General features: G+C 45.3%; 13 protein-coding genes. 9 read left to right on the plus strand and 4 right to left on the minus strand.

Annotation, left to right across the window (positions count from 1 at the left end):
- Nucleotides 1-14 precede the first annotated feature (14 nt).
- Entirely contained in the window at nucleotides 15-3,173 is a 3,159-nt protein-coding gene (locus tag D5S11_RS12795) for a type I restriction endonuclease subunit R (protein ID WP_108725140.1), read from the plus strand.
- Between the two features lie 95 nt (nucleotides 3,174-3,268).
- On the opposite strand, the gene D5S11_RS12800 is transcribed toward D5S11_RS12795, so the two are convergent.
- Nucleotides 3,269-5,758, minus strand: a complete 2,490-nt coding sequence (locus D5S11_RS12800) for an NB-ARC domain-containing protein (protein ID WP_108725139.1) — start codon at nucleotides 5,756-5,758, stop codon at nucleotides 3,269-3,271.
- A gap of 200 nt (nucleotides 5,759-5,958) precedes the next feature.
- On the opposite strand from D5S11_RS12800, the gene gutB reads away from it, so the two are divergent.
- The 8 genes from gutB (at nucleotide 5,959) to D5S11_RS12840 (ending at nucleotide 13,753) form a co-directional block, all read left to right on the plus strand.
- A complete protein-coding gene (gene gutB, locus D5S11_RS12805) occupies nucleotides 5,959-7,020 on the plus strand; it encodes a sorbitol dehydrogenase (RefSeq protein ID WP_039062720.1) in 1,062 nt (353 codons plus the stop codon).
- A gap of 73 nt (nucleotides 7,021-7,093) precedes the next feature.
- Nucleotides 7,094-8,470, plus strand: coding sequence for an MFS transporter (locus D5S11_RS12810; RefSeq protein ID WP_108725305.1), 1,377 nt, complete (start codon nucleotides 7,094-7,096; stop codon nucleotides 8,468-8,470).
- Nucleotides 8,471-8,571: 101 nt separating this feature from the next.
- Nucleotides 8,572-9,534: a carbohydrate kinase family protein gene (locus tag D5S11_RS12815; RefSeq protein WP_020955430.1), complete on the plus strand. Its 963-nt coding sequence runs from the start codon at nucleotides 8,572-8,574 to the stop codon at nucleotides 9,532-9,534.
- 232 nt (nucleotides 9,535-9,766) lie between these two features.
- Nucleotides 9,767-10,084, plus strand: a complete 318-nt coding sequence (locus D5S11_RS12820; protein ID WP_007408869.1) for a YjdJ family protein — start codon at nucleotides 9,767-9,769, stop codon at nucleotides 10,082-10,084.
- A 114-nt stretch (nucleotides 10,085-10,198) separates the two neighbouring features.
- Nucleotides 10,199-10,885: a PspA/IM30 family protein gene (locus tag D5S11_RS12825; protein ID WP_007408870.1), complete on the plus strand. Its 687-nt coding sequence runs from the start codon at nucleotides 10,199-10,201 to the stop codon at nucleotides 10,883-10,885.
- Nucleotides 10,886-10,935: 50 nt separating this feature from the next.
- Nucleotides 10,936-11,961, plus strand: coding sequence for a TFIIB-type zinc ribbon-containing protein (locus D5S11_RS12830; protein WP_007408871.1), 1,026 nt, complete (start codon nucleotides 10,936-10,938; stop codon nucleotides 11,959-11,961).
- The gene (locus D5S11_RS12835) at nucleotides 11,961-12,722 is read left to right on the plus strand and encodes a TPM domain-containing protein (RefSeq protein ID WP_007408872.1); all 762 of its coding nucleotides are present in this window, start codon (nucleotides 11,961-11,963) and stop codon (nucleotides 12,720-12,722) included. Before D5S11_RS12830 ends, D5S11_RS12835 begins: the two co-directional genes overlap by 1 nt.
- 26 nt (nucleotides 12,723-12,748) lie before the next feature.
- Nucleotides 12,749-13,753, plus strand: a complete 1,005-nt coding sequence (locus tag D5S11_RS12840; protein ID WP_020955434.1) for an SPFH domain-containing protein — start codon at nucleotides 12,749-12,751, stop codon at nucleotides 13,751-13,753.
- 42 nt (nucleotides 13,754-13,795) lie between these two features.
- Here D5S11_RS12840 and D5S11_RS12845 read toward each other — a convergent pair whose 3' ends face one another.
- From D5S11_RS12845 to D5S11_RS12855, 3 genes are all read right to left on the minus strand, one after another.
- A complete protein-coding gene (locus D5S11_RS12845; RefSeq protein ID WP_108725138.1) occupies nucleotides 13,796-15,727 on the minus strand; it encodes an acyltransferase family protein in 1,932 nt (643 codons plus the stop codon).
- Between the two features lie 271 nt (nucleotides 15,728-15,998).
- Nucleotides 15,999-16,859 carry an anti-sigma-V factor RsiV gene (gene rsiV, locus D5S11_RS12850; protein ID WP_015416955.1) on the minus strand — a complete coding sequence of 287 codons (861 nt, stop codon included), beginning with the start codon at nucleotides 16,857-16,859 and terminating at the stop codon, nucleotides 15,999-16,001.
- Nucleotides 16,859-17,356 (minus strand): RNA polymerase sigma factor SigV, encoded by a 498-nt coding sequence (locus tag D5S11_RS12855; protein WP_003155802.1) that lies wholly within the window; start codon nucleotides 17,354-17,356, stop codon nucleotides 16,859-16,861. Before D5S11_RS12855 ends, rsiV begins: the two co-directional genes overlap by 1 nt.
- Between the last annotated feature and the right edge of the window lie 143 nt (nucleotides 17,357-17,499).

Raw genomic sequence — 17,499 nt, forward strand, 5'->3', positions numbered from 1 at the left:
AGAGGGGGAGAATCATGGCAACGATCCAACATAAAGATGAAACAGAGGTAGAGCGCCGCCTGATTGAAGTGTTAGGCGAAGGGTATAATCAGTGGAATTATCGTCCTGATTTAAAATCGGAAGAAGACCTGTGGGAGAACTTGCGGCAAAAGATTACGCAAAATAACTTATCAGAAATTGGGGAACATCCAATGACTGATAAAGAATTTGACAAGATAAAGACAGAGTTATTATCAAAATCACAGACACCCTTTGATGCTGCAAAATGGCTCAAAGGGGAAAATGGAATTGCTCGAATTACGATTGAACGTGAAGATGTCTCTTTAGGTTCGATGTCTCTGGTGCTGTATTCCAATCAAGACATTGGCGGAGGAATTTCTACATACGAAGTCGTTCACCAGATAGCGAAACAAAAAGCAAACGTTGACGGTCGAGATCGGCGATTTGACGTGACACTTCTCATTAATGGATTGCCCATTGTTCAAATTGAATTAAAGCAGGCAAGTGCAAAAGACGGCGTATTTCAAGCTTATCATCAAATCAAGAAATACGCAGAAGAAGGAATGTTTCGAAACAATATCTTTTCCACCCTGCAGTTATTTGTCATTTCCAACGAACAAACGACTCGCTATTTTGCCAATGCGCTGCCAAAAGATATGCATAAGAAATTGATCTTTAGCTGGCGGACAACGGATAATCGAAAAGTAGAAAATCTCTATGAGTTTGTGAAACAAGTGTTAAACATTCCAGATGCACACCGTTTAATTGCCAATTATACAATTGTGAGTGAAGACCAAGACAACAAAGCTCTAGTGGTGTTAAAGCCGTATCAAATTCATGCCATAGAAGCCTTGTTTACATCCGCCATGAGGCATCAATCCGGCTTTGTTTGGCATGCGACCGGATCAGGAAAAACGTTGACAAGTTTTGTGTCTACCAAGTTATTGGCTCGCAAATCAGGTGTAGACCGTACGATTATGCTGATTGACCGAAAAGACTTAGATAATCAAACGACGACAGAATTCACCAAATTTGCTTCCGAGTATAATACCGGCATTTCTTCTGGTGATGCAATATCGAATAGCTTGATTGTCGGAACTGGAAGTGCGAAGGAGTTAAGTGATACTCTACTGTCTGATGCCAATTCCAATACAGTGATTATTACCACTCGTCAAAAGCTAGAAGCTGCCTTGCGCTATGCCCAAAGGCAAGAGGAGCAAAAAGGTACTCAGCGCTTTAAGAAACTGCTGGGGCAGCATATTGTCTTTGTCGTGGATGAATGCCATCGTGCGATGAGTGCAGAAGGCATGGAAGTCATTAAGGGGTTCTTTCCAAATTCAACTTGGTTCGGATTTACAGGGACTCCGATATTTAATGAAAATAAAAAACAGGCTAAAGGTCGATTAGCTCGTACCACTCGTGATCAATATGGAGACGTTTTGCACTCTTATACCATTAAAAATGCATTGGATGATGGTGCTGTTTTAGGGTTTCAAGTAGAGCATGAAGATACAATTGACCCCACTTCATTAAATAATCATATTTTCGTACAGCTGCGTCATCAAGAAAAATACGCCAATTGTAGTGATGATGAAATCAACGATATGATTGATCAAATGGATGGAATCGAAAAAGAAGCATATCTTGAACCATCTTCGTTCGAGAATGATGAACATATTCAAAAAGTCATTCATAAGATTTTTAGGCCGGATAATGCCTATATTAAATTTGATTTTCAAAACGGCCGCCCGCAAAAATCAGCTATTTTAACAACGAGTTCCATTGATATGGCGAAACGTTACTATCAGGCCATTAAAGAAATGACGAAAGATACAAATTGGCTGACAAAAGAGTTTGCGGGACACCCGATCCGAACAGGGCGTACAATTGAAGATCCTGACTTTCCCCGGATTGCGATTACGTATTCAATGCAAGAAAACGAGGAAGATTCCAAACAAATTCACGATGAAATGAAGGAGATCATCAAGGATTATAACGATTACTATCACACGGCATGGTCGCTAGAAGATATTGAACGATATAACGGAGATATTAACAATCGCTTGGCTCGTAAAAAAGGGGAATTCAAAGAATTTGGGAAACAAATTGACCTAGTCATTGTAGTCGATCGGTTATTGACAGGTTTCGATTCAAAAACGATTCAAACGTTATTTGTCGATCGAAATTTAAGTTATGCCAATTTGATTCAAGCCTTTTCCAGAACCAATCGTACGTATCCAGGAAAGACCAAAGGGTTAATTGTAACATTCCGTAAACCTTTCACAATGGAACAAAACGTAAAGAATGCGACGAAGTTATATTCTCATGCACAAGAGGAATCTAGTCTTGTTTATCCAACGTATGATGAATCGAAGAAACGTTTTAAGAAGGCCCACAAAGCGCTAACTACGTTAATTCCCAATCCAATCGATATTGATGAGCACACATCTCTTGAAACCCGAATTGAGTTCGTGAAAGCATTTCAAGAGCTAAACAATTCTTACGAAGCGTTAGTTACATATAATGACTACAACGATGATATGGAGAAATCAGCAGCACTTCCAGAACAGGTGAAAACACTAGAAGAATATATTGGTATCTATAACACGATTAAAGGTTCACTTATAGATGAAGAGGGTCAAGATGGCCCGGAGCTGGACTTTTCGGACATTGAATTCTACGGAGAAAACGCAGTGAAGATCTATGATATTGATTCAACGTATATTGATCGACTATTAGAAACATACTCGGCCAATAACCAGAATATCCGTGATGAGATCGAAAGCGCACTTCAAAAACTGGAGAAATCAGACATTGTTAAAGATGTATACCGTGAGATGTTAAATGCCATTGATACGAAAAACGTAGATGAAGAGGAAGATATTCTTGTCGTGAAACGAAGCTTTTTCACGAAAGCACGAGACAAAGCAATTCATGAATTTGCAAATACTTGGTTTGTGGAAGAAGATGAACTGCATTTATCTGCAGTTCAATATGTGATAGGGGCAGCTCCTATTCCGAATATCGGGGGAATCATCAATAGCAAGCAATTTGATCGGTACAAAGCCGTACATCCAGATGCAAAACCTTTGAAATACGGACCAGAGTTGAAGCGTCAGTGGAGAAAGACGTTAGATGAAGTCATTGTACCTTTGGATGGCGAGCTGAGATAAAGTCTATATAGGCCAACTACTGCGAATCTTGAGTTGGCCTATTCTGTTTATTATAAAGAAACATCATAAGGTTGATGACAGAACTACTATGTGTACTAGTTGTTTTCTTTAATCACCTTTTCCAATCTCTCAACCTCACCCCGAATCCCAATCCCAGGCTCCCACGAATCAATCAAACGAATCGCCTTCTGATTAGCTTCCTTTGCATTCGTTTTCTCTCCTTTACGATACAACAGCTGTGCCATTCCGTAATAATAGTAGATGAGTTCAACTTGATTGGCGTTATGTTTGTCATATAGCATTTGTTCAAAGGCTTTTTCCGCTTTTGCGAGCTGATCACACTTCACGTAAGCCATGCCGAGGTTGAAATAGGCTTCTATCGTTTTTTCGCCGCCGTATGCGGCGCTGGTTGTGTTTGCCGCTTCGTATAATGTGATGGCTTCTTCGTAGTGAGAGCGGGCGAAACTCAGGTCGCCGCGGACCAGAAGAACCCTGTGCCGGATAATGGGCGAGACGGGCTGATCTTTGATGCCGTCCAGCATTGCTGCCGCTTTGTCCGGTTCTCCGATTTTTAACAGCAGCCTCGATTGCAGGGCGGTTCCCCATACTTTCAAGTCGTCGTGATCCGGCGCGCCTGATTGTTCGAGTATCTTCAGGCCGGCTTCTATTTGCCTGAGAGCTCCGTCTGAATCGTTGACTTCCATCAGCGCCCAGCCTGCCGTGTCGATCCGAAAGTAAGCTTCCCGCGTGTGTTCGCCTGATTGACGGGCGGCATCGGCGGCTTTTAATCCGTATTCGATTCGCAGGGGCAGGTTGATTCTGCTTAGAAAATGGCTGATGCGGATGATGAGTTTAATCAGGATGTCATGTTGTCCGGTTTCGCCCGACCATTCGATGACCTTTAGGATGTTCGGCCATTCCTTTTTCATTTGCTCTAAATTCCGTCCCAACAGATAGCTCCAATAGACAGAATTGGGCCGTTCCCGTTTTAAATGGGTTTCCGCATAATCAATATAATAATGCGCCCAGCGGCTGCGGGCTTCTTTTGCAAATTCGTGATTTTCGGATAAGTGCTGTTCTCCGTAAGCGACAACGGTTTGATGGGCTGCGTATTGAATTCTTCCTTCGCCTCGTTCCGGCTGTATTAAAGCATATGACCGCATTTGCTCAATCGCGTAATGAAACCGCCGGACGTCTAATCCGGCTGCTTGAGCCAAGCTTTTCTCATCAAGGGGCTTAGCGAAAAAGCAAAGCGTCTGCCATAGTTTTCGTGTGTCTTCATGACATCTGTCCCATGTGCGGCCAAAGAGAACCTCAAACAATTCCAATAATGAGTAGCCCGCTTGTTTAAGTTCTTGTATGAGCTGGGGAGCGGGGATATCGTCGTCTGACATGTAAGCGACGCTGAGTGCCATGGCCTTCGGGTTGCCGGCGGCTGCCGAGATGAATTCATTCTTAAGGGCAGGCGATAGCCGCAGCAGCTGCTCCAGCTTTTCCCGTTTTTGCGGGAGGTTGCATGTTTGCAGACAGCGGTGCACTTCTTGATGAAAAAAATCAAGGGCATCCGTTTGTTCAAGGCCGCTCAGCTGGATGGCCGCCAGTTCTCCGAGGCCGTCCCGGTATGTTTGTTTTACGTTTTTCCGTGCCGTAAGGAGGACCTTTACGCCTTGCGGAAGGCCGATGATAAATTCGTGAATGTGACGTTCCGCTGTATCAATGCTGTCAACGATCAGCAATACTGGTTTTTCATTTGAATGAGCGGCTAATGCATTGCGGACGACGAACCGTTTTTCGTTGATTGATTTATCGATTTGTTCGGTGCGTCCGAGCTGATAGGCGATCGTGTTTAAAAAATCGCTGAAGCTCAATCCTTTCCAGTCCGCGCTGATCCAGATGATGCTGTTGAATGCCGGCCAATCTGGTGAACCGCCGGCACAAAGGTAGGCTGCTTCAAGAGCGAGCGTTGTTTTTCCCATGCCGGCCCAGCCTGTGATTAAACAGACCGGTGACGGAGACAGCATCCATTGTCGAATCGCCTCTATATCAAAGCAGCGGCCGATAAAGTTCCCCGTCCGGCGTGACGGTAAGTTATGCGTGACGGACTTTCTTGTAAGCGCATTCGTTTCGTGGCCGGGTCTGTCATGAAACAGCCGCTTTACTGCTTTTTCAACATCTTCATCACTCGGCGCTCCGAATGATCCGTCTTTCCGGAGTATTTTTGCTTTTTTTAGACAAGACGCCGTCCAAACGGGCAATGCGGGTTTGATGACGGGTATGGTGGTGGTTTCCAGAAGATCGGTCAGCCATTCAGAATCCATATCAGTCTTTTCTATAATGATCCAGATCATGCCGAACAGCTTTCCGTCGTCAATTCGTCCGGGAATGTAGTTTCCGCCCATCTGTCCGATCCAGCTTTTGATCGTGTTAGAGGAAACGCCTAATCGGAGTGCGATTTGATCTATATAAGACTGTCCTGTTTTTTCGTTCTTTTTCCTTCTGACTTTATAATCAGGATGAAGTTTCAGCGATTTGACGGCAGGTGCCAGCAGTTCTGCAAAATGTGTCCGGTTTTCAAGTTCAGCCATTAGCCTGCACCTCCTATTAGTACTATTTTATCAATTCAGTGTTTTTTGTATATGAAAAAATAAAAAGTACAGTGCGGCTGTCCTTTTATACAGCAGGAAAGGCTGTTGTACGTATGGAAAAGCAGATAAAATAGGGGCAGTAATAGAGAAAACAAAAATGTATGCACTTACATTTCAAAGCAGAGAAAGGATTTTGCCAAATGACTCACACAGTGCCTCAAAATATGAAAGCGGCGGTTATGCACAACACGAGAGAAATCAAAATCGAAACATTGCCCGTGCCTGACATCAATCATGATGAAGTGTTGATTAAGGTGATGGCTGTCGGAATTTGCGGATCTGATCTGCATTACTATACAAATGGCAGAATAGGCAATTATGTAGTGGAAAAACCATTTATCCTCGGTCATGAATGCGCGGGAGAAATAGCCGCCGTCGGATCGTCAGTCGATCAATTTAAAATAGGAGACCGGGTCGCTGTCGAACCCGGTGTCACGTGCGGACGCTGTGAGGCGTGCAAGGAAGGGCGTTATAATCTTTGTCCGGATGTACAGTTTTTAGCGACACCGCCGGTTGACGGCGCGTTTGTCCAATATATTAAAATGCGTCAGGACTTTGTTTTTTCAATTCCGGATTCACTATCCTATGAAGATGCGGCTTTGATTGAACCGTTTTCTGTCGGCATTCATGCGGCCGCGAGAACGAAGCTCCAGCCCGGTTCTACGGTTGCGATCATGGGAATGGGCCCTGTGGGGCTGATGGCCGTTGCGGCCGCGAAAGCATACGGGGCAGGCACAATCATTGTGACCGACTTGGAGCCGCTGCGGTTAGATGCCGCGAAAAAAATGGGCGCGACGCATGTCATCAATGTCCGGGAACAGGATGCCGGTGAAGAAATCAAAACGATCACGAATGGCAGAGGCGTTGATGCTGCCTGGGAAACAGCGGGGAATCCGGCGGCATTGCAATCCGCACTGGCTTCCGTGCGCCGGGGCGGAAAACTGGCGATTGTCGGTTTGCCTTCTCAGAACGAGATCCCGCTCAATGTGCCGTTTATTGCAGATAACGAGATTGATATATACGGAATCTTCCGTTATGCGAATACGTATCCGAAGGGAATTGAATTTCTCGCTTCCGGCATTGTGGACACGAAGCATCTTGTAACGGACCAATATCCGCTGGAGCAGACGCAAGAGGCGATGGAACGGGCCTTTCAATACAAAAATGAATGCTTAAAAGTGATGGTGTATCCAAATCGCTGAGTGAACGGGGAGGATCTTTGCATTCTCCCTCTTGCTTATCAAAAATGAAAACGGATTCTTGGGGTGGGAAATGATGATTGAAACAGAAAAAGCAGCGGCAGTAAAGACGAAACATCGCGGCCTGTCCTGGATGGAACGGATCGGCTACGGATTCGGCGATATGTCGTACAATATTATCTTTCAGTTTGTAAACGCATACTTATTATTCTACTATACAGACGTCGGCGGCATTAAGCCTGCGGTCATCGCAGCTTTGTTTCTTATCGTAAGGGTGCTGGACGCTATTTTTGACCCGATTATGGGCGTGATTCTAGACAAGACGAATACAAAGTGGGGAAAGGCAAGGCCGTATCTTTTGTGGGTGGCGTTTCCTTTTGCGCTATTTACGTTTTTATGCTTTACGACCCCTCATTTCGGCGAGACGGGGAACATGGTTTATGCGTACATCACTTATATTCTGCTTGGGATGTCCTTCAGCATGCAGACGATTCCGGTCAACAGCTTAACGGGTCGGATGACGAATTCCGTGGAGGAACGGACGGTTCTGACGACGACCCGGATGATTTTGGTTTATATCGGAATTCTGTTATCGATTTCCTGTGCGACACCGCTTGCGGACGCCATCGGCGGGAAAGATCAGGCGTTCGGATTTCAGATGACGGCGCTTATCTATGCGGCGGTGAGCATCGCGTTGAATCTGTTCAGTTTCTTTACTGTGCGGGAACGGATTCAGCCTGAAAAAAGAAAAAAACAAGGAATGAAAAAAACGTTGTCCGTTTTGTTCCGAAACAAGCCTTTGCTCATTTTGGTTTCTGCATTTTTGGCGTTTGCGATTGGGTTTAACATTAAGCTCAGCACGATGGTGTACTATTTTACGTATAACGTCAGCCATAAGGAATTTGTATTTTTAGGAACCGTGTTGTTTTTCGGCGCAGCGCTGATCAGCAATCTGTTTATTCCTTTCTTTTCTGAGAAGCGGGGCCGGAAGCAGGTTATGATCATCACGGCGGCGCTATCGCTGATTTCTTATGCGGGCCTTCAGTTTACATCGTATTCTTCGCTGCCGCTTATTTTCTTTTGGCTTTTCGTTTCGGGATTTTTTACGACGCCTTTAAATACGCTTGCTTGGGGAATGGTTGCCGATTGTGTCGATTATGCGGAATGGAAAACCGGAGTCCGGGCTGATGGCGTGGTGATTTCGAGCATGAGTTTCATCAATAAGCTCGGAGTTGCGTTAGCCGGGTCATTTTCGGCCGTTTATCTCGGAATCGCCGGATATGCCGCGAATACCGATCAGACGGCCTCGTCATTGAATGCGATTAAAAATATGAATGCGCTCATCCCGGGATTGTTCATTCTGCTGTCTATTATTCTTATTTCTTTTTATCCTTTAACTGAAAAAAAATATCAGCAGATGATGTCTGATCTGGAACAAAGGGCTGCCAGATAAGTATACGTAAAATTTAAAATATTCTATGTAAACGGTTGTATTTATGACAGAAAGCACTATACTGAAACTATAATCGAGAATTGATAAATGAGTGTGATAATGTGGGAAGCCAATCTGTTATTTGTATTGGAGAATTGTTAATTGATTTCTTTTGTACCGATGTGGATGTTGATTTGACGGAAGGGCGTAATTTCTTAAAAAGTGCCGGTGGCGCACCGGCGAATGTGTCGGCAGCCATTGCTAAGCTGGGCGGAGACGCGGCTTTCAGCGGAAAAACAGGCAAAGATCCGTTCGGGTATTTTCTGAAGCAGACATTGGACGCCGCACATGTCGATACCTCTATGCTCGTCATGGATGAGAAAGCGCCTACAACGCTTGCGTTTGTTTCATTAAAACAAAATGGGGAGCGCGACTTTGTGTTTAACAGAGGAGCGGACGCTTTGTTCACGCTGGATGATATTGATCTGGAAAAGGTAAACGATGCCAAAATCCTTCATTTCGGGTCAGCGACGGCATTGTTATCTGATCCGTTTTGCTCAGCCTATTTACGGCTGATGTCGATTGCGAAAGACAATGGACAGTTTATTTCCTTCGATCCTAACTACCGTGAGGATTTATGGAAAGGAAGAGTTTCAGAGTTTATAAACACCGCAAAAAAAGCCGTTGCCGTAAGTGATTTTGTGAAAGTCAGTGACGAAGAGCTTGAGATCATCAGCGGTGCGAAGGATCATAAAGAAGGTGTTGCGGTTCTTCATGAGCTCGGGGCCGGCATTGTTGCGGTGACACTCGGGAAAAGCGGTACCCTTCTTTCAAATGGGAAGGATATTGACATCATTCCGAGCATTCCGGTGACATCAATAGACTCAACGGGAGCGGGAGATGCGTTTGTCGGCGCGGCGCTGTATCAGCTGGCGCGCACGGATGAGATTCAGACGGCAGCCGAAGATTTTGCGAAGCTGCGTGATATTGTCTCATTTGCCAATAAGGTGGGGGCGCTCGTGTGCACTAAAATCGGTGCGATTGATGCTTTGCCGAGCTTAAAAGAGGTTGGAGTGACTCTGTAAAATATCGAGGATGCTTCTTGAAAGTCATCGGACTTCGGGAAGCATCCTCTTTATTTAGGTCTGAAACCCTTTTCGATATACGGTATACTTTAGAAAAGCATCCAGTAAATTGAACCGATGTGAAGTACATACAATCACGTTTTTATCAGTTCTGAGTAAAACCAAGTTTCTGCTGCTGCCGTCATGTATAGTGTGACGGCCCATGATATTGAACCGCGGAGGAATGTTTTTCATGAAACATGTTTTTCTTATTGTGCAATGCGCGTTTTCTGTTTTTTGTTTTTTATGTCTCGCCGCTGTGAATTGGTATCAGGGGAGTGAGCTTGTTTCTGATTCGTTTGATTGGAATGATACGGCGAAATTTTCAAAGCTTTTGAATGGGACGGATACGATTACAAGTCCTGAACAGATTTCGCAGCTTGATTTCTTTGTGTATGCTGCGAAACATTATCCGTTAATGAGCGGGTTGATGATCGGGCTGTTTGTTTATTTTTTGTTCTCACTGTATCTGGTCATAAAGAATTTCCGCCGGCACAAATGGGCTGAATGAGACTATTTTCATATAAAAATACATAAATTAAAGAGAAAATGAAACTTTTTTTGAAAAAAACAGTATAGATAACTGTGAACTTGTTACTATTTAATTTTGGGAGGAAAATGAAAAATGAGTATTTTAGGAAGATTTAAAGACATCATGTCAAGCAATATCAATGCGCTGCTGGATAAAGCTGAAAACCCTGAAAAAATGGTTGATCAATATTTGCGGAATCTGAACAGTGATTTAGGAAAAGTGAAAGCGGAGACGGCTTCTGTCATGGCTGAGGAACAGCGGGCGAAAAGAGCGTTAACAGAATGCCAGGCTGATGCCGAAAAGATGGAAAATTATGCGATGAAAGCATTGCAGGCCGGCAATGAAGCTGATGCGCGGACATTTTTGGAAAGGAAAGCGGCTGTTGAATCAAGACTGACCGAGCTGCAGACGGCTTATCAGCTCGCTTCTTCCAACGCGTCTCAAATGCGCAAAATGCATGACAAGCTTGTCGCTGATATCGGAGAGCTTGAGTCGCGAAGAAATGCCATCAAAGCGAAGTGGTCTGTGGCAAAAACGCAGGAGAGAATGAACAAATTGGGGTCCTCTGTGTCAAATGCGGGCCAATCGATGACAGCTTTCGGCAGAATGGAAGACAAGGTCAACCAAGCGCTTGATCATGCCAATGCGATGGCTGAGCTGAACGCGTCTCCGAAAGACGATATTGACGATCTGACGGCTAAATATGACAGCAATCAAAGCAGTGTCGATGATGAATTGGCGGCGCTTAAGCAGAAAATGCTTTTCAGTAAAGATCAATAGACAGCGGGCTGCAGCTTTGTCCGATATAAAGAGAAAGTGAGAGAAACAGAATGATCATTTCTTATAAATGCCCGAACTGCGGCGATGATATGGTCTTTGACAGTTCATCCGGCATGCTGACATGTCACAGCTGCGGGCGGCAGGATCAGATTGAAAGCCTGCCAAAGGAGTATATAACGACGAGATTTTCCGAAAATGAGGCGAACGAGTACCGCTGTGAAAATTGCGGCGCGGTATTAATGACTGAGGCGGAAACGACGGCCACGACGTGCGGGTTTTGCGGAGGAGCCGCCGTTCTCGCCGACCGATTATCGGGAAATCTCGCGCCTTCGATGGTGATCCCTTTTACGATCAGCAAGGAAGAAGCCATGAGCGCTTTTAAAAAGTGGTGCCGAAACGGCCGTCTGACACCGAAAGGGTTTATGACTGCCGATCGGGTGAAGAGCATAACCGGCATGTACGTGCCGTTTTGGATGTTTGACTTAAACAGCAAGGTTCAGGTCAATGCCGTTTGTACGAGAGTGCATCACTATGAAGATGGAGAATACCGGGTGACGGAGACCGAGTATTACAACGCGTACCGCGATATCAATCTTGATTATCTCAAAATTCCGGTCGACGCTTCAGAAAAAATGAATGATGAATTAATGGACAAATTGGAGCCTTACTCATACAGTGAGCTGAAGGAGTTTAATACGGCCTATTTAGCGGGATATATTGCGGAAAAGTACAATTATACCGATGACGATCTCTTTCCGCGGGCGAAGGATAAAATCAGCCATTATATTGATTCTTATATCAGATCCACCTTCTCCGGATATACGACGGCTGACATTACGGATGAGCAGATTCAGACCGATAAAATCAGCAGCTTTTACGTACTGCTTCCGGTCTGGATGGTCAGCTACGACTATGAGCGGGCTGAGCACATTTTTGCGATGAACGGGCAGACGGGCAAGGTTGTCGGCAAACCGCCGATCAGTGCCGGAAAAGTGGCCGCGTGGTTCGGCGGCATAACCGCCGGTGCGTTTTTAGCATTAAGACTCGTCTCACTTATGATAGGAGGCGGTTTTTGATGAAAGTATCGATAAAAAAAGCGTGTCTCTTCTGTTTCGTCCTTTTTCTGATGATGTCTTTTTCTTTACATACATCGGCGTCTGCCGCGGAACAGAAGCAATATGTTTATGACAATGCTCATTTATTAACGAAGGATGAAACGAAGAAACTTGAGGAATTGGCCGGGAAGCTCGGGGCAAAGCGCCATACCGATTTTATCATTCTTACCGCAAACGGAACGGGCGGTAAGGACATCGAGCAGTACGCCGGTGATTTTTATGACAGTCATTTTAGCGGAAGCACGGCGATTTTGACCATTGATATGAAAAAGCGGGAAGTATTTATCTCCGGATATAAAAAGGCGGAGACGTATTTGAATAACAGCCGGCTGAATACGATCAGAAATACGATCTCGTCAGATATTTCCGCAGGCCATTATGAAAAGGCGTTTCAGACCTACATCAAGATGGCTTATAAAGATATGGGGAAAAGCCCGGACGACAAGTCTGACAATCTGCTGCTCACATGGTGGTTTCAGCTCATTATTGCCGCAGCCGCGGCCGGAATCGCCGTCACTGTGATGGTGTACAATTCCGGCGGCAAGGTCACCGTCACCGGCAGCACGTATATGGATCACGATACGTCTGAAGTGCTGAGCCAGCACGACACATATATCCGAACCGACGTTACAAGAGAAAAAAAGCCTGATAAAGATAATGACAATGACGGCGGAGTCACGAGGGGCGGCACGAGTTACAGCGGAAGCAAGGGAAGTTTTTAAATTATATGTAAAGGATTTGAGCATACATGGGTTTTTTCAGAAATCAGTTAGCAAATGTGGTGGAATGGGAAGAATTCAGAGATGACATGGTTTTCTATAAATGGAACAACCGTGAAATTAAAAAAGGCAGCCGTCTGATCATCCGGCCGGGACAGGATGCCATCTTTTTATACAACGGGAAGATTGAAGGGATTTTCCGTGATGACGGCGATTATGATATCGAATCAGAAATCATTCCGTTTCTATCTACACTAAAAGGGTTTAAGTTTGGCTTTAACAGCGGCATGCGGGCTGAAGTGCTGTTTGTGAATACGAAGGAGTTCACCGTGAAGTGGGGCACAAAAAACGCCATCAACATTCCGGCGGCAGGTATGCCGGGCGGTATGCCGATCCGCGCAAACGGCACATTTAACTTCAAGGTCATTGACTACATCGGATTGATTGATAAGATTGCGGGTGTCAAAGACAGCTATTTAGTGGAGGACATTAAAATCCGGATTACGTCTATTCTCGATCAGCTTTTGATGAAATGGATCACCAGAGAAGGAAAAGACATGTTCAATCTGCAGTCGAATTCCTTTGAAATCGGAAAAGGGATTCAAGAAGATCTTGATATGCAGCTGATCGGAGACGGCATGTCGATTACGGGCTTCAATATTATGAGCTTTAATTATCCGCAGGAAGTTCAGGATATGATTACGAAAAACGCTTCTTACGGCATGGTGGGCGATGTGAACCGCTATCAGCAGATTTCCATGACGGACGGAATGTCATCCGGCAAAATGAGCGGAAGCGGCGCCGCCTCAGACATGGCGGGCATGATGATGGGAATGAATGCGGCAAATCAAATGATGAACCAAATGAACCAAAATCAGCAGAACCAGCCGCAGCAAAATCAAAGTCAGCAGAATCAGGGGACGGCACCGGCGAACGGCTCGGAAGGAGCGGCTAAGCCGAAATTTTGTCCGAACTGCGGAACGAAAACGGAAGGCGCGAATTTTTGCCCGAATTGCGGACAGAAGCTTGCCTGACGATATACGAAAAAGAGGCCTTTTTGGGGCCTCTTTTTTTTGTCATGATTTCATTGTTTGAACGATGAGGGATGTCAGCGCTTTAGACCCCTCAGGTATGAGATGGACGCCGTCCGGTGTGAAGTATTCAGGGTGCTGCAATGCTTTTGCGTGCCAATCGACAAGCGTCACATTTTTCCGTGACTCGGCCTGCCGGCGCAATGATTCGTTTACTTTGCTTTCCCACTGCCGCGGCACACGTGTGTTGACAAGATAGATATCGGCTTTTGAAAAGGAGCTGATCAGTGATTCAATTTGGCTGTTTGTGAAATAGCCGTTCGTCCCTAACTCGATGATGACCGCTTTGTTCGGCTGATTAAATGACGCATATTCCGAAGTGAGCTGGAGTGCTTGAGAGACTTGTCTTCCTACCTTTCCGTCGATGGTGACATGAGGGAGGGACTGCCGCAGGTATGACGCAATGTCCAGCATCACCGAGTCACCGATGGCCAGCACGTCTTGCTGAGGCTGTGTTTGTTTTGGATCAGCCGTTTTTTGAGATGACTGTTCCTTTTTCTCTTCGTTTTTCTTTGTATTTGATTTGTCTGTTGGTTCTTTCTTGTTTTTGTCTGACGCGGTATCCGTTTTTTCGCCGCCGTGTTTTTTCTTGCTGTCATCTTCTTTTGCCGGTTGATCGTGATCGGCCGTCTTGTGCGAAGAGGCGGCGGTTTCTTGCTGATCATTTTGCGCGTACGTCCATTGCGGCTGTTTTTTCTCTTCGGCTATTCCTGACAGCCCGCCCGCAAATACGAGAATGGCGGCAAGAATGAGGCCGAGCGACATTCTGCTGATGACAGAGGACGTCTTCCATTCCAAAAAGCGGTTCAGAAACACGCGGCGTAAAAATGGCTGGAAGCCCGCAGTGCGGATCGGCTGTTCAATGAAATGGTAAGATAGCTCGGCAAGAATGAAAGTGGCGCCGATTCTGACGGCGCAGTGCCAATAAACCGGATTTCCGATTTCCTGCACGGGTGTGCTCAGTACGATAACCGGGTAATGCCAAAGATAGATTCCGTATGATCTCGTTCCGATCCAGCGAAGCGGCTTCCATGAAAGAACATGTCCCAAAAAGCTGCTCGGATGGCATAAACATGCGACAAGAACCGCTGCGGTGATGCTGATCAAAAGCATGCCGCCCTTGTACAGGAAGGGTTCATATTCATCCGTGTAAAAGACGCAAAGCAGCAGCGCGGCAAAAGCGGCAAGCTCCGTCCCGTGAAGCAGGTGTTTCATGCTGCTCGGCAGCCGTTTGGAAGATAATCGTTTCATCGGCCACACTAAAGCTAAAGCGCAGCCGATCAGCAATTCAAATGAGCGGGTATCCGTCCCGTAATAAACGCGGCTCGGATCTCCGCCGGGCACATACATCATACTCATTACGACTGCCGAACATAACGCGAGGAACATGACCGCGGCCGCAAGCCGGGCCCGTGTTTTACATATGTACATTCCCGCAAGCAGCAGGAAGGGCCATATGATATAAAACTGTTCTTCAATCGCCAGCGACCAAAGGTTTTTTAATGGCGAAGGGGAGCCGAAGCTGTCGAAATAAGAAAGCTGATGAAAGATAAACCACCAATTGCTTATGTAAAAAAGTGAGGAGACCGCATCCCCGCGTACGGTATGCAGGAGCTCGCTGTTAAACAATACGACCCAAATGACCGTCGTGATAATCATGAGATAAGCCGCCGGCAGAAGCCGCCTGATCCGGCGCACCCAAAAATCACGCAAATCAAGGGTGATGGCATTGCCTTGGGCAGGCAATATAATAGATGTAATTAAATACCCCGATAAAACAAAAAAGACATCAACACCAATGAAACCGCCGTCGGCCCAGTTAAAATTCAGATGATATGCGATAACTGCGAGGACGGCAAAGGCGCGAAGTCCATCCAGTCCGGGAATATAGCGGTGATGCAGTGACTTGTCTGACATGGTATTCCTCCAATAATGTGTGCGGAAATTCTCGCTGTTTTGCGGATGGCTATGGCAGATTTCTGTACAGTCTTCCATTTGTTCCGTTAATTAGACGCATTCGGAAGGGGATTTTGTTTCAGAAAAAATGAATGAAATGCTGTGATTTTCTTAAACTTTTCAGCCCCCGTCCGGCGTCTGATATATGAAAAGGGTCCCTTGTGCATCTTGGCTGTTGCGGGACGAAAGAAAAAATCCATGATCTGCGGATATCATGGATTTTTTTCTTTCTTTATCTGATGTAGCGGTCTCCGACAAGCAGCTTGGAGATGACGGAGGTCGGTATTGTAAACTCTGTAACGCCCATATATCCGGGTGCCGCTTCGTATTCATCAAATGAGATGACAAGTTTGTGCTTATCTGTAATATAAAAATTCTGGTCGGCGCGGATGGCTTTAAAAGGCTCCGACATATCATTATCTTCGACCCAGTATATTTTATTCGGATCTTCTTTCATCTGTTTTTTCATTTGTTCTTTAATATTTTCGCTGATGACTTTAATATAACGGTCATCTTTAAATAAGCTCTTTAACGTAAGCACGGCCTCATTCTTTTTATCAATCGTGATGTAACGGCTTTGCGTATAAGAGGAAGCTTGCGTTTTTTCGATATCACGGCGGATTGAGATCAAATCCGCTGTGTCAGTAACGGTTTCATAATCGCTGTAAATACTGAGGTGGCCTTTTTTGCTTTTTGAGGTCGCCTTCATAAATTCCTGATACAGCTCTTTGCTTTCTTTCATATAATGCCGGTTGATGCTGTCTTCGAGTTTATGATCGGAAAGGCCGGACAGAGCAGGCGTTTTCACATCAATGCTTGATTGGTTCTTTTCTTCCTTCATCTCCGTGAATGTGATGGCTTGGACGACTTTGCCGATGACGGGGATTTTAGACATGGCTTGTGCGGCATCCGGGTTGATATTGACAACGGCGGTAAATAAGACGGCCGCAGCGACTGCCGCGGATGTCGGCCACATCACGATTCGTTTTTTCTTCGGTTTCTGCTGAAGGGCTTTTTCGACAATGCTGTCCAGTTCCTTAGGAATGGGCACACTTTTATACTCTTCTCTTAATTGTTCTAATCTCTTTTCCATTAAGAAAGATCCTCCTTCGTCAGCTGAATGCGCATGAGCTTCAGCCCCCTGTAAAGGCGTGTTTTGACGGTGTTGATGTTTTCCCCCGTGATGTCCGCGATTTCTTCTAATTTCAGGTCTTCAAAGAAACGCAGAATGATAATGGTTTTATATTGATGCGGCAGGTCATCAAGCGCTTCGTGAAGGTCTGTGTCCTTGTAGTGATCTTCCTTTCCTCGGCTTAAAAACTCGATCGTTTCATCATCCATCACTTTCAGTTTTTTCTGTTTGCGGAGAAAATCAATGGCCGTGCGCACTAAAATTTTATAAAACCAGCTTTTGATCACATCGGGGTTTTTGACGGATTCGACCGATGTCAGCGCTTTTTGAATTGATTCTTGAACAATATCTAACGCGTCATCCTTGTTCTTTACGTAACTGTACGCCAGCCGGTAAAAGTCTTCCTTGCGCTCAGTTATGCACGTCACAAGCGACGCTTTGGCTGTTTCGTTCTTCATTGCTTCAAAGGGCTCCTTTTTTTAAAATACGTATCATAGGCTGTTGCCTAAGGATAGACGGGACAGGGTAAAAAATAGTTTGCGCAGAGGGGATCATTTTTAAAAGGAAAAGGAAGGAAAGACGATGAGATGAAAAAAAGAGC

It is taken from the genome of Bacillus sp. L75 (genome assembly GCF_003676355.1).
Classification (GTDB): domain Bacteria; phylum Bacillota; class Bacilli; order Bacillales; family Bacillaceae; genus Bacillus; species Bacillus velezensis.